General features: G+C 41.7%; 18 protein-coding genes. 10 read left to right on the top strand and 8 right to left on the bottom strand.

Features of this window, described 5'->3' with window-relative positions:
- Nucleotides 1–345: 345 nt before the first annotated feature.
- The 3 genes from F8R90_RS02470 to F8R90_RS02460 all read left to right on the top strand — a co-directional run bounded on the left by F8R90_RS02470 (nucleotide 346) and on the right by F8R90_RS02460 (nucleotide 5,079).
- Nucleotides 346–783, top strand: a complete 438-nt coding sequence (locus F8R90_RS02470) for a hypothetical protein (RefSeq protein WP_196509313.1) — start codon at nucleotides 346–348, stop codon at nucleotides 781–783.
- A 323-nt stretch (nucleotides 784–1,106) separates the two neighbouring features.
- Nucleotides 1,107–2,330: an O-antigen ligase family protein gene (locus tag F8R90_RS02465; RefSeq protein ID WP_196509310.1), complete on the top strand. Its 1,224-nt coding sequence runs from the start codon at nucleotides 1,107–1,109 to the stop codon at nucleotides 2,328–2,330.
- Between the two features lie 520 nt (nucleotides 2,331–2,850).
- On the top strand, nucleotides 2,851–5,079 hold the full coding sequence (locus F8R90_RS02460) for a GumC family protein (RefSeq protein ID WP_196509307.1): 2,229 nt from the start codon (nucleotides 2,851–2,853) through the stop codon (nucleotides 5,077–5,079).
- Nucleotides 5,080–5,267: 188 nt separating this feature from the next.
- Here F8R90_RS02460 and F8R90_RS02455 read toward each other — a convergent pair whose 3' ends face one another.
- On the bottom strand, nucleotides 5,268–6,680 hold the full coding sequence (locus tag F8R90_RS02455) for a right-handed parallel beta-helix repeat-containing protein (protein ID WP_230966054.1): 1,413 nt from the start codon (nucleotides 6,678–6,680) through the stop codon (nucleotides 5,268–5,270).
- 589 nt (nucleotides 6,681–7,269) lie between these two features.
- On the opposite strand from F8R90_RS02455, the gene F8R90_RS33325 reads away from it, so the two are divergent.
- On the top strand, nucleotides 7,270–7,404 hold the full coding sequence (locus tag F8R90_RS33325) for a hypothetical protein (protein ID WP_269141719.1): 135 nt from the start codon (nucleotides 7,270–7,272) through the stop codon (nucleotides 7,402–7,404).
- Between the two features lie 468 nt (nucleotides 7,405–7,872).
- Here F8R90_RS33325 and F8R90_RS02450 read toward each other — a convergent pair whose 3' ends face one another.
- From F8R90_RS02450 to fabI, 4 genes are all read right to left on the bottom strand, one after another.
- Entirely contained in the window at nucleotides 7,873–9,345 is a 1,473-nt protein-coding gene (locus tag F8R90_RS02450) for a polysaccharide biosynthesis/export family protein (RefSeq protein ID WP_196509303.1), read from the bottom strand.
- A gap of 507 nt (nucleotides 9,346–9,852) precedes the next feature.
- Nucleotides 9,853–10,836, bottom strand: a complete 984-nt coding sequence (locus tag F8R90_RS02445) for an ABC transporter ATP-binding protein (RefSeq protein WP_196509301.1) — start codon at nucleotides 10,834–10,836, stop codon at nucleotides 9,853–9,855.
- A gap of 143 nt (nucleotides 10,837–10,979) precedes the next feature.
- Nucleotides 10,980–11,621 (bottom strand): imidazoleglycerol-phosphate dehydratase HisB, encoded by a 642-nt coding sequence (gene hisB, locus F8R90_RS02440; RefSeq protein WP_190897002.1) that lies wholly within the window; start codon nucleotides 11,619–11,621, stop codon nucleotides 10,980–10,982.
- Between the two features lie 74 nt (nucleotides 11,622–11,695).
- Nucleotides 11,696–12,472: an enoyl-ACP reductase FabI gene (fabI, locus tag F8R90_RS02435; protein ID WP_190897004.1), complete on the bottom strand. Its 777-nt coding sequence runs from the start codon at nucleotides 12,470–12,472 to the stop codon at nucleotides 11,696–11,698.
- A gap of 378 nt (nucleotides 12,473–12,850) precedes the next feature.
- On the opposite strand from fabI, the gene ntcA reads away from it, so the two are divergent.
- The 3 genes from ntcA to F8R90_RS02420 all read left to right on the top strand — a co-directional run bounded on the left by ntcA (nucleotide 12,851) and on the right by F8R90_RS02420 (nucleotide 15,792).
- Nucleotides 12,851–13,522: a global nitrogen regulator NtcA gene (gene ntcA / locus F8R90_RS02430; protein ID WP_010998529.1), complete on the top strand. Its 672-nt coding sequence runs from the start codon at nucleotides 12,851–12,853 to the stop codon at nucleotides 13,520–13,522.
- 169 nt (nucleotides 13,523–13,691) lie between these two features.
- Nucleotides 13,692–15,182, top strand: coding sequence for a DUF3084 domain-containing protein (locus F8R90_RS02425; protein ID WP_196509298.1), 1,491 nt, complete (start codon nucleotides 13,692–13,694; stop codon nucleotides 15,180–15,182).
- A gap of 157 nt (nucleotides 15,183–15,339) precedes the next feature.
- Nucleotides 15,340–15,792 carry a pre-16S rRNA-processing nuclease YqgF gene (locus F8R90_RS02420; protein ID WP_196509295.1) on the top strand — a complete coding sequence of 151 codons (453 nt, stop codon included), beginning with the start codon at nucleotides 15,340–15,342 and terminating at the stop codon, nucleotides 15,790–15,792.
- A gap of 70 nt (nucleotides 15,793–15,862) precedes the next feature.
- Here the strand turns inward: F8R90_RS02420 and F8R90_RS02415 are convergent, their stop codons facing one another.
- Together F8R90_RS02415 and F8R90_RS02410 are read right to left on the bottom strand one after the other, a co-directional pair.
- Complete coding sequence (locus F8R90_RS02415) at nucleotides 15,863–16,126, bottom strand: DUF3146 family protein (protein WP_069070640.1); 264 nt, start codon at nucleotides 16,124–16,126, stop codon at nucleotides 15,863–15,865.
- 418 nt (nucleotides 16,127–16,544) lie between these two features.
- Nucleotides 16,545–19,562: a GAF domain-containing sensor histidine kinase gene (locus F8R90_RS02410; RefSeq protein WP_196509293.1), complete on the bottom strand. Its 3,018-nt coding sequence runs from the start codon at nucleotides 19,560–19,562 to the stop codon at nucleotides 16,545–16,547.
- 425 nt (nucleotides 19,563–19,987) lie between these two features.
- Between F8R90_RS02410 and murJ the strand changes: the two genes are divergently transcribed.
- From murJ to F8R90_RS02395, 3 genes are all read left to right on the top strand, one after another.
- Nucleotides 19,988–21,592, top strand: coding sequence for a murein biosynthesis integral membrane protein MurJ (murJ, locus tag F8R90_RS02405; RefSeq protein ID WP_196509291.1), 1,605 nt, complete (start codon nucleotides 19,988–19,990; stop codon nucleotides 21,590–21,592).
- 153 nt (nucleotides 21,593–21,745) lie between these two features.
- Nucleotides 21,746–22,258 (top strand): outer membrane beta-barrel protein, encoded by a 513-nt coding sequence (locus tag F8R90_RS02400; RefSeq protein WP_196509287.1) that lies wholly within the window; start codon nucleotides 21,746–21,748, stop codon nucleotides 22,256–22,258.
- A 225-nt stretch (nucleotides 22,259–22,483) separates the two neighbouring features.
- Nucleotides 22,484–22,747, top strand: coding sequence for a hypothetical protein (locus tag F8R90_RS02395; protein ID WP_190897019.1), 264 nt, complete (start codon nucleotides 22,484–22,486; stop codon nucleotides 22,745–22,747).
- Nucleotides 22,748–23,015: 268 nt separating this feature from the next.
- Here F8R90_RS02395 and F8R90_RS02390 read toward each other — a convergent pair whose 3' ends face one another.
- Nucleotides 23,016–25,868 carry a DUF3769 domain-containing protein gene (locus tag F8R90_RS02390; RefSeq protein ID WP_196509284.1) on the bottom strand — a complete coding sequence of 951 codons (2,853 nt, stop codon included), beginning with the start codon at nucleotides 25,866–25,868 and terminating at the stop codon, nucleotides 23,016–23,018.
- Between the last annotated feature and the right edge of the window lie 33 nt (nucleotides 25,869–25,901).

The following is a 25,901-nucleotide window of genomic DNA, read 5'->3' as shown; positions in this document are numbered from 1 at the left end:
AGCTATGGGTGGAGTTTTTGCGGTGATTGGTACTCCAGCCCAACCACCCAAATCTCGCGGAAAGTCTCCAGGCTGGAAGACGGATCAACCACGTAAACGTAGAATTCGCTACCCCATAGTTAAAAAAACTACAACCAAGCCCCGCAAAGAGCAATCAGAATCTGCTTAGTAGTGTAGATTTTCATCTCTGAAGTCTGTTTCTTTTCAACTCAGCGTTGCTGAGTCTTTTCTTGTTGCCTAGTCTAAACTCCAGTACCTAGCCTCTCTGAACCTCTAAGTGAATATCTTTTTTCACGTAACTCCTTTTTTAAAGAAGAGGGCTGTATACAAACCTCAACTATTTTCGTGAAAAAAGAGTTAGTGCAAAAAATGCCTCTGGAAGAAAAATTTTACAGACATGAGGATTGGGAGTGGTTGCTTCGGGTTAGTGCTATGGAAGGTGTAGGAGTAGAGTTTGTGCCGGAGCCTATGGCAATCTGGCATTCAGATATGGGAACCAAGCGCTTAAGCAACATAAACGAGTGGCAATATTCCTTGGATTGGATTCGTTCCACCCGCAATTTAGTAACACCAAAGGCTTATTCAGGCTTCATTGCAACAATGATCAGTCCTTCTGCGTCTTTAGTAGGTGATTGGAAAGCCTTCTTTCCTTTGTTGTGGGAAGCTATACGCTGGGGCAAGCCCCGCCCGATTGATATATGCTTGTACTTAATTATGTGGCTGTTCCCTCAGCAGATCAGGCAGCGAGTTAGCTCTATTTTGATTAAGAAGTTCAAAACATAAGAGGATCTTCACAAAAGAAAGGCAGAAGACAGAAGATAAGAATAATTACAAAAACCTTGAAACGTGAATTTCAAGACCACTAAAAAAGTAAATTGTGGCCATAGCGCGAGATACAAAATGTCTGCGCTTATATATGCTTTTAAACGTAGGTTATTTCTATCTTCGGGTTTAATGAAAAAATATTAATCCCCAAAATACTAGCCATCTCATCAAAAGTGAATGAGATGGTAAGTATTTTTCAAAATCAACAGAGACTAGTAATCATAAGTTTGTGAATTATTAGTTTAATTAATATATATGATGATATTTACACATGATAAAAAATGAGAAAATTTCTAATTTTTGTTGAACAATTAGTTACACTTACGTGTTTAATGATCTATTCAGGAACTCCACTAGATCCTTTGATGACGGATGGCTTTACCCTCAAAGAAGGTGATAGACTTATAGCCCGATTGCTTTTCACTTTTACCTATATAGTTAGCCTTTCCTTAATTACTCTACGTTGGAAGAAGGTTACTTACGTCTTTAGCAGAGATAAATTTATTTGGGTATTGCTCGGAGTTTGTGCACTCTCTAGTTTTTGGTCTTTAGATTCAGATACTACTATACGTCGTGTTGTAGGTTTAGCAGGAACAATGCTCTTTGGGCTTTATTTAGCTTCACGCTACACCTTGAAAGAACAACTGAAGTTATGCGCATATATGCTTGGTATCTCAGCAGTAATGTGTTTTCTGTTTGCTCTATTAATACCCAAATACAGTATTGTAGGCGATGTTGGCACAGTTGCTTGGCGAGGAATATACCCACATAAGAATCTTCTTGGCAAGAGATTTGTACTTAGTGCAGCAATATTTTTCTTCCTTGCTATGACTAATAGAGAAAATCGCTGGGTTTTATGGCTTGGCTATATTGCTTCTGGAGTGCTTGTATTATTATCCAAATCAACAACATCTCTGGGCAATTTTATAATCATTACAGTTGCTTTTCTTATATATTATCGAATTTTACATTTAAAGTATAAAGTAATGGTACCTATTGTGACGTTGCTAGCAACATTTGGTATAGCTTTTTATACTTGGTTTCTCTCACAAGCTGATACAATTTTAGGCTCAGTAGGTAAGGACACAACACTTACTGGACGTTCAGATTTATGGCCTGCTGTGTTGGATATGATTGCTAAAAAACCGTGGTTAGGATATGGCTATGGAGCATTCTGGGAGAAGAATGGTGAGTCTTCTCTTGTTCTACAAACTGTACAATGGAATACTCCTAATGCTCACAATGGTTTTCTCGATTTATGGTTAGCGTTGGGTCTAGTAGGAGTTTTGGTTTTTATAATTGGCTTTGTTATTAATTTATTAAGATCGATATATTTAATCCGATGGAATCAAACATTTGCAAACTTATGGCTTTTACTTTATCTAACCTATATTATTCTTTCAAATTTAACTGAAACTACATTATTAGAGCAAAATAGTCTGGAATGGATACTTTATGTATCAGCAATATTATCAAGCAAACTTCCTACACGTGCAAATGTGTAACAATAAAATCAATAGAGTTATTTATTAAATTAGGGTGAATAATGAATATATGTGGTCAAAAATCGCAAACTGACTGGAAAATGAGTTTTTTACTGGGCTGGGTAACTTTAGACATCATGGGTGATTTCACAATGGATAGAGCCATATCAACTTCGACGAGAAAATCAGACCCTTGATAATCGAGAAACAAATTTAAAATTTTAATACTAATGGCTAATAGCAAAAAAAAATTCAATGTATGTAGTGATGCTAAAAGGTTAATTTATGGTGCATTAGAGAGTGACGACACCTTTCACTCACCTCGAATCCAGAATTTGTTAAGTTAGTTTTTGCTCACTAGCGTGGTCTGCAATGCTATGGCACCATTGTGCCAGAATGGGAACTCAATTTGTGACTTAGATAGTCTATACTATTGTCATATTGTCAAATCGCATCAGTCTTGTCAATTGCAGTGGTTTGTGTATTCTTTAAGTAAGTCAATTGTTAGTTTCTTGTTAAAAACCTGTACTTTTGAAGATTTATGTCACAAAAATCTATGGAATCTAGAGAATCTATTGATTTAGACCTTAGTCGTTACTTATTGATATTGAAACGATGGTGGCTACCTGCTACTGCAATATTTGCGGCTACAGTTATGCTCAGTGCTGTAGCTACACAATTTATAAAGCCATCCTATGAAGCCGAAGGAAAACTGTTATTTAGAATTCCTTCTTTTAAGGTAGTAGGATCTAATCTTTTGCCTAATAACAGTGAAGGAGGAGATGCAGGAGATTTAAAATCCCTGATAGCAAATCAAAATCCTATAAATACTCAAATAGAAGTTATTTCTTCACCGACTCTATTGCAGCGAACAATAGACAAACTACAGCTTCAAGACTCAGAAGGTAAACCTCTGGAAGTAGATCAACTACGAAAATCTCTGATACTAAAAATTGTTGGTGGTACAGATGTATTGCGAATTAGCTATACCAGCCGTGACCCCGAACAATCAGCGGCTGTCGTAAACACAATCATGAGTCTTTATTTAGAAAATGACATTCTGACAAATCGCTCTGAGGCAGCAGCAACTCGTCAATTTATGGCCAAGCAGCTTCCTAAAACTCAAGAAGCTGTTAATAATGCGGAAGTAGCCCTACGTATATTTAAGCAAAAGCATCAGATTGCAGATTTATCAGAGGAGACAAGATCAGCCGTTACGACTATTGGAAATCTAGACAATGAGATGAATACTGTTAAGGCTCAACTGGATGAGGTAAACGCCCAAACTAATCAACTGCGCCAGAAAGTAGAGCTAAATTCTAAGGAAGCGATCGCAGTCAGTGCCCTCAGTCAGTCACCTGCAGTGCAGGGAGTTCTTACACAACTTCAAGAAACCGATCGACAGCTAGCGATTGAGCGTAGCCGTTTCCTAGATGACAATCCCGTAATTGTTAACTTAGAAGCAAAGAAAGCTAGCTTACAATCCCTCCTGCAACAGCAAATTGGTCAGACTGTTGGTAATCAAACACAAATTCCACAGAGCCTATTACAAATTGGAGAACTCAGACAAAACCTGATTCAAAATTTTCTGCAGTCAGAAATACAGCGCTTTGGTTTAGCCAAAAGACTCTCCTCCCTATATAATTCCCGTTCTACCTACGAACAGCGAGTTAAAATCATACCACAGTTAGCACAAAATCAGCGGGAGTTAGAAAGGAAAGTTGAAGTCGCAGAATCGACATATCAAACTCTTTTGAAAAAGGTTCAAGAATTACAGTTAGTAGAAAATACAAATACAGCTAGTTCCCGGATTATTGCTCAGGCTTTAGTGCCTAAAAATCCAGTAGCAGGCAAAAAAATGATAGTTTTGCTGCTAGGGGTGATGTTTGGTTTATTTTTGGCGACTACAACTGTTCTCTTTTTAGGAATGAGAGATAGATCTCTGAAAACACTTAAGGAAGTCAGAGATGTATTTAGATATACGTTGCTGGGAATTGTTCCTTTGTCTGTTAAAAAGGTTGGCTCCCGTTATTCAAATGTAGAATCAATAACTCAAAAAATTGCTGTCAGAGATACGCCTTACTCTTTAACTAGTGAAATGTACCGAATGATTCAAGCCAATCTGAAATTCCTGAGTTCAGATAAAGTGCTCAAAACTATTGTGGTAACTAGTGCAGTTCCTAAGGAAGGTAAGTCTACAGTTTCAGCTAATTTGGCAGCAGCGATCGCTCAACTAGGACGTAAAGTTTTACTAATTGATGCAGATATGCGAGTTCCTTCCCAGCATCATCTCTGGCAACTAACCAATGCAGTTGGTTTGAGTGAGGTTCTTGTAGGTCAGTCCGAATTTGAAGTTACAGTATCTAAGGTAATGGATAATCTTGATGTCTTGACTGCTGGAGTTAGACCTCACAACCCACTTGCTTTGCTTGACTCACAACGGATGGCAGCATTAATTGAAAATTTTTCATCTCAACATAACTATGATTTTGTAATTATTGATGCTCCTCCCCTCCTTTTGGCAGCCGATGCTTTAACTTTAAGCCAAATGACTGATGGGATTTTGTTAGTAGCTCGACCTGGGGTAATTGATTCTAACAGTGCTAACGCTGCTCAAGAGATGTTAGAGAGATCCAATTACAATGTCCTAGGTTTAGTCGTGAATGGAATCATTGATAAACATGAGTCTAGTAGTTATTTATATCACGATCATGAATATTTTAAACCAAGGGAGTTGACAAAAGAACTTAAGGGACTTGCGAAAAGATAAAATCTCCAAAGTTTAGGGTCTACTTCAAGATATTAAAAACAAGGTTGTAGATCAGGTAAGCAATGCAGGTAAAAACAACGGGTTGTAGACAAAAGCTCTATATAAATCAGAATTTTGCCATACAACCCGATGCCATACTACTATTAACTCAATACCTGTCTTCGTAAATTAGCAAAGATAATTGTTAACTAATCCTGCTTTTCGTGTGCCCCTCTATCGGATGCTGAACCATAGATACGAGGATTGCCTAGAACATCGGTTGCCAAATTATTCCATCTAAAACCACTATTGATTGCCCGACTCGTCCCTTTCAGTCTAAAGTCACCAATCGAGGCATTAAAAAATTGTGGATCTGCCATAATATCGTTAGTCCCGACAACACTTACACGGGAACCATTGTTGTTGTATAGGTTGTAGTTGAAAGTAGTGTTGCTACTGTTATAACGCGCGTTTATTGGTTTGTTAGGTGCAGAATAAAGGATGTTATTCAAAACTTTGATATCAGCTGAAGAATTACTCATGATTTGCCCATAATTAATTCCCGCAGTCTGGTTATTCAGATAAGTTGTGTTGTGGACAATATCGACATGGTCACTTTCATAGGTATGAATGCCCGAACCACCATTTTTATATGAGATATTGTTGGCAATCAAAGTACGTCCTCGATATGCACTCAATTTTGAGCCACCAGACCCATTATTTCTTGAACGATCAACAATAATGCCATTACCGTCTTGGAACTTTCCGTTCTGAATCCAGGGAATGAGCATTTTATTGTTGTAGACCTTGTTTCTGGTCACAAACATCTTGTAGTTCTGGCTGTTGTCATAATTCCAAGTATTGAGCAGCGAAATGCCGCTACAGCCGTAGACTGAGTACCAGGCATTATTGAACACCTCGTTATTATCCACTGTTATGTAGTCCGATTCTATGGCTGAAATGCCTCCACCTCCACAATCATGTACTTTGTTGTTGAGAATACGTATATGGTGGGGGCGCTTACTGTTTCGTCCATCTATGGTGATGCAGTTTCCATTAGTCAGCGGGTTTGATCTATTATACTTCTGACTCTGGGCGTACGAAAGGGTTATATTGCGATTGTTCCCTGCAATATCCAGTCCGTTTACCTCTATATATGATGCTCCATTGGAAATAAAAATTCCATGCCATCCACTATTCTGAAGTTTTGGCAGGTGTCCAGGATATGCTTTATAAGTAATCCATGCATTTGCCGTTCCAGAACGTTTAATATCTAGTACTGTTCCGGATGGGTGTGCATTCTTATATACCCCATTCATAATGAGTACCTTGTCCCCAGGGTTAGTCAGATTTGCTGCCCTTTGAATTGTCCTAAAGGCGGATGAGGTGGTGCGTCCGCTATTTTTGTCGCTTCCGGTACCACTAACATAGTATGTTGTCCCAGTTGGAACCTGGCTGATCAACTTGCGACTTGGTAGTGTCGTTTCCCGATCAGTAGATGACTGACGAACATCTTTAACTAAAGACTCTGCTATTCTCTCTCCTTGAACTAGTCCTGTTAATGCCCAGGGAAGTACAAGAGATGCGCTCAAACTGAGAAAACCGAAACCATGAATCATCATAGGGAAAAAATAGGGTATGTTGCAAAAACTAAATTGTCAACGGTCAGTAACTCTAGCCTTAGTAAGTAACTCAGTATTGGATACGGTCATGTAACTGCTATTTGTAAGTTTATACACGCTTTATCAGGATTGCACCTGAGAGGTTCCACGTAAATATGGCTGAAAAGCCTTTTTAGCTTGTGTTCCAGAAAATGGCAACTGTCTAGTAAAATTACTGAATTCAAATTATCAGTATCGATGTTTACCGCATTTATGGACATTAAGCAACCGTACAAATAGCGTTATTTCCAATTCGACATCATTCTACTGTGTATACGCGGTATCTATGGTTAAGATAGTATATCTGTCATCAAACAGTTAATTTACTTAAATATTTCTTATGATAATAAGAATCATTTTGTGAGTATAAACAAGGCAGAGCCGAGAAATTAATACCTCTACCTTCTAACTAATTCTCATTATCATAAGAAATTAAAGTAACTGAAACAAACTTTGAAAAAGCCTATCAATAGCAGATTAAGAATTTTCAGTGATAAATTTAGGTTCATACCATTTGTCAATGAGTAATATTACTTGATATTATTTTAAAATGGGGATAGAAAATACAATTTTTGAGTCAGCGATCGCTCCATCTAAGCCAGTTCGTACCATACTCTTGTCTTATCCTGTGGTCGATGAGTGCGTAGCTTGCTTGTCCCCAGGAATACGAGAACGGCTATTCTAGCCTACAAGTTTTTCTTTAGAATATAAAGACGCTTTGCATAGCTTGCTTCTCTGCAAGAGTACAGCTCTACGATCATTGAAGTAGGTGGGCAAGAATAAATAAAACTATGTTACCCAATGTAAAATTTATTAAGTTAGCTCATACTAAGCGGCTCCAACCCTAAAATAGGGTTGGAGCCGCTTAGTACAAACCTTTAATTATTCACATCCACTTACTTAATTCTTGCTTTCAAAAAGCAGTACAGGAGTTAGTTTAATACTGCAATTAATGAGTCTATAGTTGTTTTTATGGCAATCCAATACGGAGATAAATTTACGTATTTATAAGCTTTTCAGCCTTTTTATCTTTCACAAATGATTAAGTAGGGCTATATTAACTCTTGACGATTGAGCTTTGACTCATAGAATAATGGAATTTTGGGGACGGAGAGATTTGACCAACGCCCCCAATTCATATCTGTATTTTAAACTAGAGTCCGAACACCCTCAAAATACTAAATATAACACCTAGAGGCCCAGCTATAGTGTTTGTGGTATCGCCAGCGTTAGCTAAACCAGATCGATTGACTACCACAACATCATTATTGCGGAGTATGGGATTAGTTTGCTCATTAATCCCAGCGGAGAAATCCACCTTTACTATACGTTTAGTCACGGAACCATTAGGATTGAGGCGAATCAAATCAACAGCATCACTACTAGCTCTGGCATCATTAAATCCTCCAGCAGCTAGTATAGCTTGATTTAAAGAGCTATTCGGCTGAACATCTGTTAACCCTGGTCTTTTAACTTCGCCTACCACACCAACTTGAATGCGTGCAGGAGACAAAGTAGTTGTAGCTAATTGAGTGGCTTCTGCGGGGTTGATTTCAGTTGCCGTCGGAATAACAATGGTATCTCCGTCTTGCACAATGATGTCTTGATTGGCATCACCACTCTGCAATAATTGCCAAAGATTGATATCTATAGCTTGTTCTGAACCAGATCTTGTAGGTCGGCGTAGCTTGAGATTACGAATATCAGCCTGTGCTGTAATTCCCCCAGCTAGTTGAATTACCCGCGTCACATTTGGTAGACCATTAGGAGTCACAGTACCACTATTAGCGGTTGCGCCCCCCCCCTGTGCATCTGTGCTAGCTGGGGTGACAAGATACGAACCGGGACGGTTAACTTCACCGATAATTGTTACTGTGCGGGGTGTGGTTTGGCTAGCGGCAAAGTTAGATGCAAATATATTACGGGATTCTGCCACGTTGAAGTTAGTTGCAGTTGGCACAACTATAGTGTCTCCATCCCGCAAGGTAATATCCTGTGATAACCTGCCTGTTTGGATGAGTTCCTTCAAATTGACACTGACGACTTGCTCTGAGGAGCGTCCTATTTTACGCCGTAATTGTACTTGAGTCACATCCGCAGCTAGGGTTACCCCCTGCGCTGTTGTCAGTGCGGCTAATACAGTGGGGTATTGTACGCCTGGATTATCTCCTGCCCCTCCACTCAAGCTCAGGGTGTAAGCCCCTGGACGTGTCACCTCTCCAGCAACAAAAATATTGATCGGACGAGGCGATAACAAATTGACTGAGATCAAGGGACGTTTGAGGAAGCGAGCATATCTTCTGGCAATTTCGTCAGCAGCCTGTTCAGTTGTTAGACCAAGGACTGACACACTACCAATTAAAGGTAGGTTGATTGCTCCACCTGGGGGAATTTGGTATTCGCCTGTATACTCAGGTACTTCAAATACATTTACACGGATGCGATCGCCGCCTCCTAATGAATAATTAGTATCTATTTGTGTTTGCGTGGTTGGTGATTGTGTAGTTGGTGGTACTGGTTGTCCCTGAGCTAGACTGGCAGATGGCACAGCGGCATTGACAGCAGTTAACAAAGCCACACCCACAACTGGCTGAGTTAGGAATTTAAACAAAGTTGTGTTAAGCATATTTACCTTGAGACTCTGAAACTACGATCAATAAAGTACTGTCTAAACATTTTTATTTTGACTATACCTAAGTATTCAAGTTCCCCGACACTCTTATTTTCCTCGAAAAGTGTCATTTTCCGGAGTAAATTTGTCTATTGAATTTGAATTTTTAGTGAAGTTAATTTAAAGTTAAGCCAACTTGAATATAGGAATTATCAAAAAATATTAGGACTTACACAAATCAACATAGTTTATACAAGAAACTATCTGTTAACCGAACAAGTACTTACGAATGAAATTTATTGTCAAAGTCAATTTTACGACATCTTAACTGTGATTCAAAATCTGCTAGGACTACCAAAATTATGAACAATTTCATTAAATAAATACAAATAACCTTAAAAATAGATCGTAATTTGATTTTTTGTAGGTTGGCTTGAGAAAGATAAACTCAAAAAGACAGAAATTTTGGGTTTTCTTCCTCAAATTAATCCAAAATTTACTATTTACCAACAAGCGAGAAGATTAATTAAGTGAGTCATTTTTCCTTTGAATTTGTTGAATAAAAAACTCTTCTAGGGAGTAACGCGACAAGTTCATGGCGATAATTTTACCCTCCATGAGACGAAGACTGGCGAGAAAATCATAGTAATCGTCTTGTAATGTACCTTGCCATGAACCATCAGGTTCAAATCTGAGAGTGGGTATCCATTTTTTCAGAATTTCCCAGTCACCACCTTGACCTTTTACGTGATATGTGTTGTTTTTACCTAAGAGTTCATTGAGGGAACCAGAGCAAATTAATTCACCTTGAGCGAGGATGGCAATGCGATCGCAAATCTGTTCTACTTCACTAAGAACGTGGCTGTTGAAAAAAATCGTCTTCCCAGCGGCTTTTAGCGCCAAGATAATTTCCCGCATCTGGTAGCGTCCTACCGGATCAAGACCAGACATCGGTTCATCGAGAAAAACCAAATCTGGCTCGTTAATTAGCGCCTGTGCCATGCCAACACGCTGTAGCATTCCTTTAGAGTAGCGACGCAGCAGCTTTTTGCGGGCATCGGCTTGGGATAAACCCACTAATTCCAGCAGTTGGGGAATGCGTTGGCGTTGGATACTTTGGGGAATTTGGAATAGCCCAGCGGCTAGCTGCAAAAATTCCCAGCCAGTGAGATAGTCATACAAATAGGGATTTTCCGGCAGATATCCGATATGTTGCTTGATAGTGCGATCGCCCAGTGGCTCACCCAATAATAATCCTCGTCCAGAGCTAGGACGAATAATTCCTAGCAACAATTTTAAAAGGGTAGTTTTCCCAGCTCCATTTGGCCCCAGCAACCCAAAGGTTTCGCCTTTATAAACTGTTAGAGAACAGTTTTTGAGAGATACGACTTTTTGATTTAGCCAAAAACCAGTGCGGTAGACTTTTCGCAACTCAGAAGTCAGGACTACTGGCGGAGTATCTGTGGTATTAAGTTGAGAATCAGGGTCATCTGCAACAGACTTCATCTCGGAATTACCAGCTTGGTATTAATTACAAGTTACCCAGTAGGCTGATAATAACCATCACTAACCTGTGTGTCAATTATCGCAAACAGAGTAGCTGAATTAACATTAAAAATATCAGCCCTGGCAAGTAATTCTGGCTAGCTTTACAAAACGCCTTTAGAACTGGGAATCAAGCCAGCACGACGGGGGTCGATTTCAACCGCCAGCCGCGTTGCCCTCGCAAACGCCTTAAATGTTGCTTCAATAATGTGATGGGAATTAATGCCATCCAGTTGCCGAATGTGCAGTGTCATTTGGCTATGGTTCACCAAAGCCACAAAAAATTCGCGCACGAGTTGCGTGTCATAGGTTCCTACCCGCTGGGTAGGAATTTGCAAGCCGTAGCTGAGGTGAGGACGTCCGGAAAAGTCTAGCGCTACTTGAACTAAGGCTTCATCCAGTGGTGCTAGGAAATTACCAAAGCGGACAATGCCTTTTCTGTCTCCTAGTGCTTGGTTGAAAGCTTGGCCCAAGGTAATGCCTACATCTTCGTTAGTGTGATGGTCATCAATTTCCAAGTCTCCCTTGGCTTGGACATCTATATCAATCAGTCCGTGGGAGGCAATTTGATGCAACATATGATCCAAAAACGGAATGCCAGTTGCTGCCGTGCAAATTCCTCTACCATCCAGATTAATGGTAACTTGCACATCAGTTTCACCAGTGGTGCGGTGGACAGTGGCAATCCGAGGGGTTTTAGTTGACTGATCGTAGCTTGAATTAACTTGACGATTGGTTGTTTGCATGGGGAGTGGAAAGAGTTAGAAGTTAGGAGTTATGAGTTATAAATTTTTAACTCCTAACTACTAACTTTATCGCGTCACATTCCCATAATTTCATATCCTGCATCTACATACAGCACTTGTCCGGTAATACCGCTGGACAAATCACTACACAAGAAAGCGGCAGTGTTGCCCACTTCTAGCTGAGTGACGGTACGTCGTAGGGGAGCTACTTCTTCTACATGATGAATCATATCCAAAATCCCGCCGACTGCTGAAGATGCCAAAGTGCGGATGGGACCTGCGGAGATGGCATTCACGCGGATATTTTGCGGCCCTAGTTCGGCGGCTAGGTAACGTACACTCATTTCTAACCCCGCCTTGGCAACTCCCATAACGTTATAGTTGGGGATTGCTCTAACACCACCTAAATATGTGAGGGTGACGATACTACCTCCCTCTGTCATCAAAGGTTTAGCTGCACCACTTAACTGCACCAGCGAGTAGGTACTAATTTCTAAGGCGGTGTTGAAGCCAGAACGAGAGGTTTGGCTAAAATCTCCACTCAAATCGTCTTTGCTAGCAAAGGCAAGACAATGGATGAGGATGTCTAGCTTTCCCCACTGATTGCGGATTGTTTCAAAGGTAGATTGAATCTGTTCATCATTTTGGACATTACAGGGAAGAAATAAGCTGGGGTTGAGGGGTTCTACCAACTCCGCAACTTTTTTCTCCATTTTGCCGCGTTCATCCGGCAGGTAGGTAATACCCAGGTTTGCTCCGGCTTTATGGAGCTGTTGGGCGATGCCCCAGGCGATCGAGCGGTTATTGGCAATACCTGTAACAAGAGCATTTTTTCCAGTCAGATTCAGCATAGAAATTGTTAATGCGATCGATCATTAGGAGCATACTAGAATCTGAGGCTAGTTTGTCTTTGTTTTACACAGGATTTGCAAAAATGAATATTGGTAAGAGTGTTTGCTGTGACAAAAATCTTGATTTTTTCTAAAGATATTCTCAAAATAACTTTATTTGTTCTTCAAAAAACCTTTTGAATACAGCTATTGGAAGTACTTATCAACAATTAGTAGCTGAAAGGATCAACAATTATGTATCATTATAAACAAAGAGTTATGAAGAGATTAGTTTGAGTATAGGAAAGTACAAAAAGGTTGACGGTGCTATATTCATTTTTCGGGTGTATTCTTAGGTAATCAGTTTTTGTTTTTCCGGCATTGGGTAGGGGAAGGGAGATGATCGTGACACAAGATAAAGCCCTAGCAAATGTATTTCGTCAGATGGCGACCGGGGCGTTTCCGCCAGTTGTGGAAACGTTTGAACGCAATAAAACGATCTTTTTTCCTGGCGATCCTGCCGAACGAGTTTATTTTCTTTTGAAAGGTGCTGTTAAACTTTCCAGGGTGTACGAGGCAGGAGAGGAAATAACGGTAGCGTTGCTACGGGAAAATAGTGTTTTTGGTGTTTTGTCATTGCTGACGGGAAATAAGTCGGATAGGTTTTACCATGCGGTTGCATTTACCCCTGTGGAATTACTGTCAGCACCAATTGAACAAGTGGAGCAAGCACTCAAGGAAAATCCAGAATTATCAATGTTAATGCTGCGAGGTCTGTCTTCCCGCATTTTACAAACGGAGATGATGATTGAAACTCTCGCTCACCGAGATATGGGTTCTCGGTTGGTGAGTTTTTTGCTAATTCTTTGTCGGGATTTTGGCGTTCCTTGTGCAGATGGGATCACAATTGATCTGAAGTTATCTCATCAAGCGATCGCAGAGGCAATTGGTTCGACTCGTGTTACTGTTACTAGGCTACTAGGGGATTTGCGTGAAAAAAAGATGATTTCTATCCACAAAAAGAAGATTACTGTGCATAAACCTGTTACCTTAAGTAGGCAATTCACATAAATGCAATTGGAGAAAGGGGAATCGGCGCGTGTTCTATTTTGAAAAATGACACTAATAGCTAGAGGTAAATCTAAAAATTGAGTAATTTCAGCTATTGCCAATTTCCACTTCTTTCCAGACAATGGTTAAAAGTAGTAGGCTGTATCTGGAAGGATTTCGGTAGCTAAAGATGACCACCGGATACATCCTCATCGCAGCAATTTTAATTCTGGGAGGCGTAATTGCAACCGTGGGCGATCGCATCGGCACACGAGTTGGCAAAGCCCGCCTCTCACTTTTTAACCTTCGTCCGAAAAATACTGCTGTACTGGTAACTATTTTTACGGGCGGTTTGATTTCAGCATCAACCTTAGGAATTTTATTCGCTGCCGACGAAGGCTTGCGAAAGGGAGTCTTTGAATTGGAAGATATTCAAACAGACCTCAGGCAGAAGCGGGAACAGCTAAAAACCGCAGAAGCTCAGAAAAGTCAGGTAGAGAGTGAGCTAAATCAAGCAAGAATTGCCCAAGCAAAAGCACAACAAGAATTGCAGGTAATCAATCAATCTTTGCAGGCGGCAAATGCCAAACAACGCCAAACACAAGCTCAATTGAACCGTACCATTAGTCAACAAGCCCAAACTCAAACTCAACTCCAACGCACTCAAGGTCAGCTAGAACAAGTTGTAACTCAGTACCAAAAAGCTATAGCTGAATTGCAAAGCGTTTACAATCAGAGAAAGGAGCTACAGGCAGCAGTTGAACTACTGAAGACAGAACGTCAAAGGCTTTACGCTGAAGCTAAAAAAGCTATTGATGAAGCCAAAGCAGCTATTGAAAAACGCGATCGCGAACTCGCTAACCGCCAAGAAGCTGTAGAACAGCGCGATCGAAAAATCGCCCAACTGGATCAACTAATTCAAAAGCGTAATCTAGAAGTTGCAGCGCGAGAGCAAGTAATTGCCAAACGGGAATCTCGCCTCAAAGAATTGGAAGGACAACAGGAGCAACTAGAACTGGAAGTTGCAAGGTTAGAAAAATATTATCAGTCCTACCGCGACTTGCGTCTGGGTAAGCTAGCTTTAGTTCGCGGTCAAGTTCTGTCTGCTGGTGTAGTTCGTGTGACCCAACCGAATGCTGCCCGTCAGGCAGTGGTACAACTTTTACAAGAAGCCAATCGCAATGCCAACCTGGAATTAAGTGAACCCGGCGCAAATCCTGCAAATGCAGAGCTAATACGCTTCACCCAGGAGAGGGTTGAGAAATTGAGCAAGCAGATTGAGGATGGTCAAGAATACGTGGTGCGAATTTTTTCCGCTGGTAATTATGTCAGAGGAGAAAAGCAGATAGAATTTTTTGCCGATACAGCCCGGAATCAATTGGTTTTTTCGGGAGGCGCGGTGCTGGCCACAACTACTACCGATTCCAAAACCATGACATCCTATCAGTTACAGCAGCGGTTGGAAATACTGATTTCTGCTTCCCAATTTCGGGCCCGTAACGCCGGAATTGTCGAAAATGTCCAAGTAGACGGGACTTTTTTACGCTTTGTCAATCAATTAAGACAGTATAATCAACCCTTGGAGATCAAAGCGATCGCAGCAGAGGACACTTATACAGCTGGGCCCTTGAGAGTAAAATTAGTGGCAATAGTCAACGGACAAATTATTTTTAGTACTTAAAAAATTATTTGCACACTGTTATTAGTAAGATTTAAACATATTGAACAGCAGGCAAAATAGTTGCTGTGATTGTATTTATTCTCTACGAGACGCTACGCGTAGCAAGATCCCTGTAAGGGTAAATTTCTAATTCTTAATTTTTAATTTTGAATTTATTATGAATTTCCGTGAATTTTCACCAACGCAACCAGTCATCTTGGGGTTTGATCCAGGTCGAGATAAGTGTGGTTTAGCGGTGATGGGACTGGATCGGCAACTGTATTATCATCAGGTCGTGCTAGCAAAAGAGGCGATCGCTACCATTGAGACACTGCGTCAAAAGTTTCCGATTTCCTTGATGGTGATGGGCGACCAAACTACAGCCAAGCAGTGGAGACAAAAATTATATCAGGAATTGACAGAACCTCTGAGTATTATTTTAGTGGATGAGCGCTACACAACCCTAGAAGCACGCGATCGCTATTGGCAAATGTTCCCGCCCAAGGGGCTAATAAAGCTATTGCCACAGGGTCTGCGACAGCCACCAAGACCGATAGATGACATTGTTGCCATCCTCTTAATCGAAAGATATTTAAATCGCCTCACTGAATCAGCAGTCAACCAATTTTAGATTTTGGATTTTGGATTGAAGAAAAAATCTAAAATCTAAAATCCAAAATTAAATTCCTAAATCCTAACTTTTAAAGTTCTGCCCGAATAGTAAAAGCATAATCTCCTCCAGGCTCTAATTGATAATCTTGTTGCTCCAAGAATCGACCTAGGGGTTCTTTGATTAAGGCGCGGCCTTGGGAAGGCTTGACGGCAAGTTCTCCCCGGCGAAAATGCCACTGGAAATGCCACTCAAACTCACCTGCACTCACTTCGCCTTCAAGGAAGCCGTGTTGCCAGGATTGGCGAGTAATTCTGACATGGGCAATGGTTTCTGGCAGACGTTTTGCACTCACAATGCTTTATGTCAAGTGTGGAATAACAGCCGATCATGTAGGCTACTTATTTTATTTACCAAACATAGCTTAATTAGACAAACTGACAAAGTGGGTATTTGTAATTGACTAGGTTGTGTTAATGAGCAAAACGACATCAGGATACTGAAGTCGCGGCTATAAACCAAGGCAGTTCAGTTAAGATTTGATGAGATCCTCCCTAACCCTCCTTTTTAGATCGTCTGGCATGGGTTGGAGGGATTTTCTATAATCAAAAATTACTGACCCAAGCCTATTGAGCTATAATCTACGCGGACTTAATGCCAAAAAGTTTGGGTCAGCAAGCTATCCTGCGAGTAATTTTGGTTAAACTTACAAGTGTATCTGTACCAGATATTTTGTGAAATGTATTATTAGAATTATCGAAAATCAGCCGCCTCTAATTACTGCTAGGAATTTCAATCACAAACTCTGTTCCTTCTCCTGGTTTAGAGGAACATTTAATTTGACCATGATGTTTTTCAACTACTATTTGATAGCTGATAGACAATCCTAAACCCGTACCTTTACTTGGTGCTTTGGTAGTGAAGAAGGGGTCAAACATGTGCGATCGCACTTCTTCTGGAATCCCAAGACCATTATCAGCTATTCTAATTACAATCTGGTTATTAATGGCTTGCGTACTAATCCAGATAGTTAAGGGTATTCTTGGACACGTTTGGGATAGCTTCAAATACCTTTGCTGTATAGTTTTAAACTTTTCCTCTAATGCATCAATACTATTACTCAAAAGATTCATAAACACTTGATTTAATTGCGAGGGATAGCATTCGAGCAAAGGGAAAGTACCATATTCTTTCACAATCTCAATAGCTGGGCGTTCATTATTGTTTTTGAGCCGATGCCCTAAAATCAGCAAAGTACTATCCAAGCCTTCATTAATATCTACTGGTTTTAATTCAGCCTCATCTGTACGAGAAAAGTTTCGTAGTGATAGCACAATTTCACAAATACGCTCTGTTCCTACTTTCATTGACTCAAGAGTTTTGGGCAAATCTTCGATGAGAAAGTCCAAATCAGTCTTGTTAATTTGCTCTTGGACAGTTGGCGATAGTGAGGAGTTTTGTCGGTAAAGCTTCACTACATTTAGCAGTTCCTGAGTATATTCATTTAAATGGATCAGATTACCAAAAATAAAACTTACAGGATTGTTGATTTCATGCGCGACTCCAGCAAGTAATTGTCCTAAGCCTGCCATTTTTTCACCCTGAATTAACCGGGTTTGAGTTTGTTTTAATTCTTGGAGAGCTTGAGTAAGTTCTGAGGTTTGACGTTTAGTTTGTTCGAGTAATTCTGCTTGCTGAATCGCAATCCCCAATTGTACCCCTACTTGAGCCAGCAAATTAATTTCTTCCTCTTTCCAATAACGCGGTTGCGAATTCTGATAAGCAACTAATAATCCCCATAATTTTTCACCTTCCCGAATGGGAACAAAGGTTTCGTTACGCGGAAGTTCGTTATCGTCGTCTGTGTCCTCAAAGGTTTCTATAATTATTGGTTGAGCTTGTGCAACAGGTATCCAACCATCTTTAAAAGAATCTGCTACAAATTTACCGCTCCAATCTGTGTTGAAGCGGTAGATTGCAACTCGCTCGACTTCGAGCAACTCTCGCACAGCTTGAGTAGTAGTTTTAAAAATAGTTTTAATATCGAGTGACTGGCGGATTTTATCTATGGTTGCAGCCAGTAATTCTTGCCGTTCCATTGCTTTCTCCCGTTCAGTAGCTTCTGCTAACTGGATAACCTGCATTTGAACTTGCTTTAAATAAGAATCCTGTTTTAATGCGACTCCCAATTGCTCGGCTATTTGACTGGCAAATTCAATTTCAGAGGGTTGCCAGTAACGAGGAGTGTTGCATTGGTGAATACACAGCAATCCCCAAAGTTCACCTTTTTTCAATAGAGGTGCGATCATATTTGCACGCACTTGAAATTTTTCTAGGATTTGGACGTAGCAACCTGGAAACTTTCCTTGATAAATGTCCGCGATCGTATTTACTCGACCTTGTGCGTAAAGGGGTGCAAAGTTTTCACCGAAACAATAGTCATAAACTTTTTCTGCTATAACCGAGTTACATTCAGGTACAACATCCTCAGAAATAAATTCTCCTTCCCAATCTTTTTGAGGGTCAAAACGAAAGACTGCTACTCTATCGGCTTGCAGCATTTGCCGTGCCTCGGTGACAGTAGTCTGGAAGATTGTATCTAAATCTAAAGACTCTCGAATTCGAGTAATCACGCTAGTCAGTGTCTTTTGTTGCTCTGCTTGGTACTGAGCGTGTGCTAGTAACTTATAGTGTCGCAGTGCCACACCAATTTGTGTGCCGATTTTGGTCAGCGATTCGACTTCATAAGATTGCCACTGTCTGGGTGAGGCATTTTGGTAGGCAGCAATGACTCCCCAAAGTTTATCTCCTTGGAGAATGGGGGCAGTTGCAAAGGCTTTTGCCTGGAATTGCTCTAACAGGGTTATATGGCAGTTTGTTAATCCGGCTTGATAAATGTCATTGACTGTAAATGTTTGATTGTTAACGTAACGTCCGCCTTGCGTCTGTTGTAAATAAGTATCAGCGATCGCAGGCTCAACACCAACTAAAGGAGTCCAGCCTTCTGCAAATGATTCAGCAACGAAGTTACCACTCCAATCGTCATTGAAGCTAAAGATGGCAACTCGATCAGCTTGCAGCAGCTGGCGTATTTCTTGAGTAGTGGTTTTAAAGATGGTTTCAATATCAAGGGGTGAGCGAATTTCATCGACAATCCGAGCAATTACTTGGTCGCGTTGAGCCGCTTGAGCTAACTCTGCGGCTTGCAATTGGACTTCATGGAGATGCTTCGCTTGTTGAATCGCAACAACAAGATGATCAGCAATTTGACGAATAAACTCAATTTCCGATTCTTTCCAGTCACGAGCCTCACTGCACTGATGAATGCAAAGCAATCCCCACAGTTCTTTTTCCCGCAATAGAGGCACAACGAGGTTGGCCTGTACCTGAAATTTACTCAAAATTGCGGCATGACAATCACTCAGTCCTGCCTTGTAAATATCTGCTACTGCTTGCACTCGACCTTGTTGATAACTGGAAGCAAATTGTTCTCCAAAGCAGTGGTCGTAAACTTTGACTGCCAGCGCTGAGTCCCAGCCAAGTGCAACATCCTCAGAAACAAATTCTCCTTCCCAATCTTTTTCCAAGTCAAACTGGAAGACTGCTACACGATCAGCATTTAGCAACTGACGCACTTGTGTAACAGTAGTTTGAAAAATTGTTTCTAAGTCAAGAGACTCCCGAATTCGCACAATTACACTCGCCAAAGCCTTTTGTTGCTCTAGTTGCTCTTGAAGTTGAGCGCTTGACAAGAGAAGTTGATTTTCCGTGAAATTTGAATTGGGTTCCATTGCTCTGGATTATGTCGTTTTTATATAATGATTCCTCATACCAAACTTCAGGGAGCCAAAGCGCGTCAAAGTATGACAAACTGCAATGCGAATTTTTGCAGTGTTCAACTATTTCCCAGAAAATGGTTATTCTTATAGTTCCCCTTTCTTTATCTATCCTCGTAATGGGTTAAAAAATAATTCTGGCTGAGAATCAATAAATCCGCGATTTGGTTTAATGTTTCTTGTGTTCTCTTTGTACAAGAGTTCCTGCCTTTGCCTGGAAATGAGAGCTAAAATGCGTACTATTATAGCGATCGCTCAGCCAATAGCAAGAGCGAAAGCATTTAAAAAAAGTAATTTGTGGAAATTTACCTGACAGACTGCGGTATTTCAGGTTAAATGTTTTAAAATATGCACTCTGCAAGAGTTGTCGGGTAATATTCGTGACACAACAAGACCAAAAACCCTCTCGTTCTTTCGCTGGAATTGCTGGCATTGTTGCCGCAGCCACATTAATTAGTAAAGTCTTCGGCTTAGTGCGGCAGCAAGCGATCGCTGCGGCTTTTGGTGTTGGTGCAGCTGCTACCGCCTATAGCTACGCCTATGTTATTCCTGGCTTTCTATTGATATTACTCGGTGGTGTAAATGGGCCATTACACAGTGCAGTTGTCAGCGTTTTAGCCAAGCGACGGCGAGAAGAAGCGGCTCCCCTTGTGGAAACCGTGACAACGCTGGTGGCTGGATTGCTGTTGCTGGTGACGGTTGCTCAGATTTTATTTGCGGATGCGATCGTTGATTTAGTCGGTTATGGTTTGGAGCCGACAACCAGAGCGATCGCAATTCAACAACTCCGCATTATGGCACCGATGGCTTTATTTTCAGGATTAATTGGCATTGGCTTCGGTACTCTTAATGCAGCCAATCAATATTGGTTGCTCTCCATCAGCCCTCTGTTATCTAGCATTACCGTTATCATCGGTATTGCTTTCATGACTATGCAAGTGGGCAAGGATATTATCAAGCCAGAATACGCTTTAATCGGTGGTATGGTATTAGCCTGGGGAACCTTGGCAGGGGCAATTCTCCAATGGCTGGTGCAGCTAATTGTTCAGTGGCGGTTAGGACTAGGTACGTTACGTCTGCGGTTTGATTTTAAATCCCCCGGTGTTCAAGAAATGATTAGAATCATGACTCCGGCAACAATTTCTTCAGGGATGATGCCAATTAACTTTGCTACTGTGCTTTACTTCGCCAGTCCCATCCCTGGTGCTGCTGCTGGCTTTAACTATGCCAATTTGCTAGTGCAAACTCCCTTAGGCATTATTTCTAATATCATTTTGCTGCCTCTATTACCGATATTTGCCAAACTTGCCGAACCAGAAAATTGGGACGATCTCAAATTACGTATTCGTCAGGGACTCCTGCTTAGTGCTGTCACCATGCTACCTCTAGGAGCGTTGATGGTAGTGTTATCTGTACCAATTGTCCAGGTAATATATGAGCGGGGTGCTTTCACGCAAGATGCTACGCAGCTAGTTTCCGAGTTGCTAATTGTTTACGGGATTGGGATGTTTGCTTATTTGGGGCGTGATGTCTTGGTGCGGGTATTTTATGCCTTGGGTGATGGGCAGACACCTTTTCGCATCAGTACTTTTAATATCTTTCTCAATGCTGTGCTCGATTGGATTTTAGTTGGGCCTTTTGGTGCTCCCGGTTTGGTGTTAGCAACAGTGGGTGTAAATTGCAGTTCTCTGTTGATGCTGTTATGGTTGCTCGATCGCAAACTCAATGGTTTACCTTGGCGTGAGTGGAGTGTGCCAATTCTAGGTTTGACTGCTGGTAGTGTGGTAGCTGGGGTTGCCAGCTATGGAACTTTAGTTGCTACTCAACAGTTGTTAGGTAAAACGGGTTTACTGGTTCTGTTGTTACAGTTGGGTGTATCTGGCTTTGTGGGGATTGCAGTGTTTGCTGCGATCGCTTCATGGATGAAAATACCAGAGGTGAATATTTTTATATCTCGTCTACGTCAGCGTTTTTTGAAGAAATAACTGTTATCTGAATATTTCAGTTTGTACACCCAGGTGGGTGAGAAATAATTCAGCCACTTGGGTGAGCCAGATGTGCGAGGTTACATTTTGTAAAAAAAGAGATTCTAGTACTAGAGAACATTGATTTTACCTAACTCTAGTGAGAAGAATCCTATGAAACTTACAAAATTAGCTGCCTCTTTCCTCGCTGTTGCTTCCATTGTCCTCTCGGCCGGAATTGCTTCTGCTCAAACAGCTGGTACTAACGGTAACTACATCGGTGCTGGTGTTGCTGCTGGTGCAACCAGTGGCGGGCAAGGAAACGATGAAGCACAACTTGGTGGCAATATTCAAGGACGGTACGCCGTTCCCAATGCGCCTGTTTCAGTGCGGGGTTCTGTGCTGTATGGTGGTGATGCTGCCGCAATTATGCCCATAGTGACTTACGATGCGCCTATCGCCAGAAACACTAACCTTTACTTCGGTGGTGGTTATTCTTTTGTAACTGATGAAGGTCAAAAAACTCCATTGGGCAATCAGAATGCACCTGTAGTTACCCTTGGTATTGAATCAGAAGTTAGCAACAATGTCATTGCCTATGGCGATACTAAATGGGGCATTGACGCTTACAGAAATAGTGATGCTGATGCCGTCAGCTTTCAAGCCGGATTAGGCTATCGTTTCTAGTGATTCCGAGCTAGAAAACAGCTTATTCGGAAGCTAGGGCGATGATGTTAGCCAGGCGTGAGATTGATTCATTCTGTCATATCTGAGTAACCGTACTCAGATATGAACCCTTTTTCAATCATTTTTATTTATGATTTTAAGAAAAAATTATATTGGTTATTATTGATAGTTTCTCTTAAAGTGAAATGAGCAATTTCAAATACGTGTACGTATAAGATATTACTCATGAAAAATATGAATCCCATTCCAGAAATACTGGGTGAAACCACTGATGTAGAATCTTGGCTGATTCGGGCTGGACTAAGATTTTCAGACTTAGGTAACGATGCTGCAAGTATTGCAATCCGTAAGCAATGGCGAGAGTATCAAGCCGCAGTTCAAAGATGCTGTGCAACGCTACACCAACCACCGTCACGTGTTCAATTGTGCGGCGACTATGCCAACCTGAGAATACCTGGTGTAGCCTATCGAGTTGTGCCAAATCCTTAAACTAGGCAAAAGATAGAAAATCTGTAAACAGCAAGTATCAATTGCGGTTAGAGTATTCAAGTGTCGATTAGGGCAACTTATAACTGTTTGACCAAAAATAATTTAGAAGTCAGGAGCCAGAATTCATACTGAATTCTGTGCGCCTGTGTGGCGAATCGAGGTTACAGAGCAAGCAGATTTACCCCTCCAGAAGCATAAATCTTAGTAACTTTATTGAAACCCTGAATTCATGGGGTTATTCTAAATACTGAATTCTGACTCGTTCTCATTAATAATCCTGTTGCACGCCACCTACCACTGGCTTAACTTCAGAAAATGGATCAGTGCCGCCACCCCAGTTAAAATCACTAATTCGGACGCTGAAGCCGCCTAACTCCAGCACCGGATTGTAACGCAAGGTGATGCCATAGGTGCGACGGCTATATTCCAAAATGTAGTCTGTGCTAGTTTCTTTACCAGTATCCAAGTTAACAGAAGTTTGAAAGCCTAAGCGAAAAGGGCCATAGATTTGCTGTGATATCCCAGCGCTCAACACTTTGTTATCAACAGAGCGATCAAACAAAAAGGGTGATAATCCGTTATTTAAGCCTTGAGAATAACTAATATTAAAGGCGGTATAGTCGAAAAAAGGTCGAGAAAAATGACCAATTTGCCCTTGTAAGCCAATTGTACCAGTTAGGGTGCTTTGGTTATCACCATTGGTGTAATAACTGGAAGTGCCTGTGAGGCTAGCGATCGCTTGCAAGTAAGGAACTACAGGGGTAGCCGTGTATCGTAATCCCTCACTGGCAGTGGGTGGTAATGGTTTTCCCTGCCATAGCAACAACCCTCTACTGAGGGAAGCACTGCCTTGTAAACGACCTAGTGAGATGCGATCGTTTTCGCGCTGCGGTTCTAGCAAGTCTTGGCGATCGGTGTTGGCATTGATATACTGAGCGCCTGCCTGATAGGTGAGGTTGATGCCACTCTTTCCTAAAGGAATCACAGGAGAGGTAATAATACCGCCAAGACTGCTCTGGACGGTTTGAAAGCCGAGAGTACCGTTGTAAAGACGATCGCGGTAGTTATATTGCAGATTCAATGTATGGGGAAGGGAAGTCCCTAATATCTGGCGTAATCCCAAATTCACCCGCAAATTTTCTTCCACCTTGTTCAAGTCCAAGCTGGTTAACTCCCCAGTCCCTTCAATTACTGCTCGTGGACTCAAAACAGAATTTATCTTTGTCTTGACAGCAAACAGTGCGCCTAAGTCACCCGTACCTCCTTGCACAGCTTTTTGTACTAGCAACTGAGGCGTGATCGTCCAGCTTGTCCGCTCTGTATCGATCACTGGAAAGCCACGCTCAATATACAAACCACCCCGATCTTCTCCGTCATAGCCGGGGGAGACTATTGCAGGTGTAACGTCCCGCTCCCGACGGTCAATAGTCCGCTGATTCACGGGAATTGGTAAGGAGATTGTTTGATCCAATACCAAACGCTGCCCTTGTGTCCTGATGCGGTCTACCAAGGGTGTCTCTCGCGTCAGAGTTACTGTATCTGCGCGTAATTCTAGTTCTGGGGGCGAAAAAGGATCATTGGTGATGCGGACATCCCTTGCTTGCCACCCTTGTGGATAGAAGTCAATGTTTTCAGCTTCAAACCTGAGCCGATTAACTGCACCCCCTGCTTTCGGTGGCGGGATGTTGCTAGCATCTGACTGACCACCAAATGTCACATCAATTCCTCCAGGGCTGCTCACACCGGAAAGGGGCTGATTGGCTCTAATGCGATCGCTGGGCGGACGTTTTGGAACTCCACCAGCAGTTATACCTGTGGGTGAAAAAGCAAAATCTGTTTGTGCTGAGGGTACGTAAATTTCTCCTCTACCATTTTCCAGTTCTCCATTATCTTGAACAAAGTTATAGGTAAAGCGTTGTCCGCGCAGTACCTGATCGCCCCGTGTTAAAGTTACGTTGCCTTCCCCCGCAGCAATCAAGTTGTCTAAATTGACTTGCAGGCGATCGGCATCCACCACCGCCCCATCAAATCGCACAACTACATTCCCAACAGCTGTAATAATTCGCCGTTGTTCGTCATACTCTTGCCGATCTGAAGTGACTTCTACAATTCTTGGTTTGGCCGGCGGCGTGCTAGCTGGCGCTTGTGGCTGATTGGTGGTGTCTACCTCTGGTGTAGGCGTTGGTGCTTGAGTTTGTTGTTGGACTTGGGAATTAAATTCTACAGTAATGGGCGTTGAGAGTTGGTTTGTCGGGTTACGAGACTTGAATTTGATAAAATTTTGTACTGATTGAGAACTCAGTGCAAGATCAGCAGCAGATACAGAGATATTGTCTCTTTCTGAAGACTGTGGTGCAGTAATATCACTTTGCTGTTTTTGCTGGGTTAACTTCTTAGTTAAAATTTCCCTCTTGGACTCGACATTGCTGTTTGTGGCACTTGGGGCATTTTGAAGAGGACGCGGAGATTGAGCGACAACGGGACTAGGGGCAACTCTAAAGCTACCAGAGTCCAAAAAGGTTTGTTTTTCTTCACTACTAGAATTGGAATCTGGCGATTGCTCACCGAGGTTTTGATAAGGTTCACGTTTTGCTTCTAGAGCGGAAGCCTCCGCTCCAACTTTTCTTGACAACGCAGTGGCTTCTCTTTGTGCCTCCCGTTTGCGTAACGCCGCTCTTAGGACAAGTTCCGAACGCCGAATGCCGATGCTCGGACTTGTCTTTGTGTCTTCTTTATCTTGGCGATTAGAAGTTTTAACCTCCTGCGTGGGATAACCAACGACCAGCGATCGCCCCAAAAGTGCGGCAGATCCAGAATCGCTCAGTGGGGAAGTTTCTGGTGGGAAGGTTTCTGGTGAATCAGGTACAGAGGAAGTTTCGCTAACTACCAAGTCATCCTGAGTTGATTTGATCGAAGTTGGCAATTGCGGATCACTCTTTGCGTTATCCGTAATTGCTAACTGAGCCAAAACCTTAGGCTGCTTGGATTTATCTGTCTTTTCGTGTATTCCAGTATCTACACCTGAAAGAAACCTTATATGACTAGCAGATGAGGCGGGATTTACAGGTTGTAAAGATTCGACGATAGGAGGCGGATCGGGTGGCAGAACTGGATGAAGCATATTTGAGCAAAATCGGGCTAACAAACAGCCAAA

The organism is Nostoc sp. NZL, from assembly GCF_015714705.1.
GTDB classification, from domain to species: domain Bacteria; phylum Cyanobacteriota; class Cyanobacteriia; order Cyanobacteriales; family Nostocaceae; genus Nostoc; species Nostoc foliaceum_A.
The sequence above is the reverse complement of the archived record's forward strand: the minus strand, read 5'-3'. Positions and strand labels throughout refer to the sequence as shown.

Bases quoted from the DNA above. Each gene is read 5' to 3' on its own strand.
- F8R90_RS02465 (WP_196509310.1), top strand. From the start codon at position 1,107: ATGAGAAAATTTCTAATTTTTGTTGAACAATTAGTTACACTTACGTGT.
- F8R90_RS02460 (WP_196509307.1), top strand. From the start codon at position 2,851: ATGTCACAAAAATCTATGGAATCTAGAGAATCTATTGATTTAGACCTT.
- F8R90_RS02455 (WP_230966054.1), bottom strand. From the start codon at position 6,680: ATGATGATTCATGGTTTCGGTTTTCTCAGTTTGAGCGCATCTCTTGTA.
- F8R90_RS33325 (WP_269141719.1), top strand. From the start codon at position 7,270: ATGGGGATAGAAAATACAATTTTTGAGTCAGCGATCGCTCCATCTAAG.
- F8R90_RS02450 (WP_196509303.1), bottom strand. From the start codon at position 9,345: ATGCTTAACACAACTTTGTTTAAATTCCTAACTCAGCCAGTTGTGGGT.
- F8R90_RS02445 (WP_196509301.1), bottom strand. From the start codon at position 10,836: ATGAAGTCTGTTGCAGATGACCCTGATTCTCAACTTAATACCACAGAT.
- hisB (WP_190897002.1), bottom strand. From the start codon at position 11,621: ATGCAAACAACCAATCGTCAAGTTAATTCAAGCTACGATCAGTCAACT.
- fabI (WP_190897004.1), bottom strand. From the start codon at position 12,472: ATGCTGAATCTGACTGGAAAAAATGCTCTTGTTACAGGTATTGCCAAT.
- ntcA (WP_010998529.1), top strand. From the start codon at position 12,851: ATGATCGTGACACAAGATAAAGCCCTAGCAAATGTATTTCGTCAGATG.
- F8R90_RS02425 (WP_196509298.1), top strand. From the start codon at position 13,692: ATGACCACCGGATACATCCTCATCGCAGCAATTTTAATTCTGGGAGGC.
- F8R90_RS02420 (WP_196509295.1), top strand. From the start codon at position 15,340: ATGAATTTCCGTGAATTTTCACCAACGCAACCAGTCATCTTGGGGTTT.
- F8R90_RS02410 (WP_196509293.1), bottom strand. From the start codon at position 19,562: ATGGAACCCAATTCAAATTTCACGGAAAATCAACTTCTCTTGTCAAGC.
- F8R90_RS02400 (WP_196509287.1), top strand. From the start codon at position 21,746: ATGAAACTTACAAAATTAGCTGCCTCTTTCCTCGCTGTTGCTTCCATT.
- F8R90_RS02395 (WP_190897019.1), top strand. From the start codon at position 22,484: ATGAAAAATATGAATCCCATTCCAGAAATACTGGGTGAAACCACTGAT.
- F8R90_RS02390 (WP_196509284.1), bottom strand. From the start codon at position 25,868: ATGCTTCATCCAGTTCTGCCACCCGATCCGCCTCCTATCGTCGAATCT.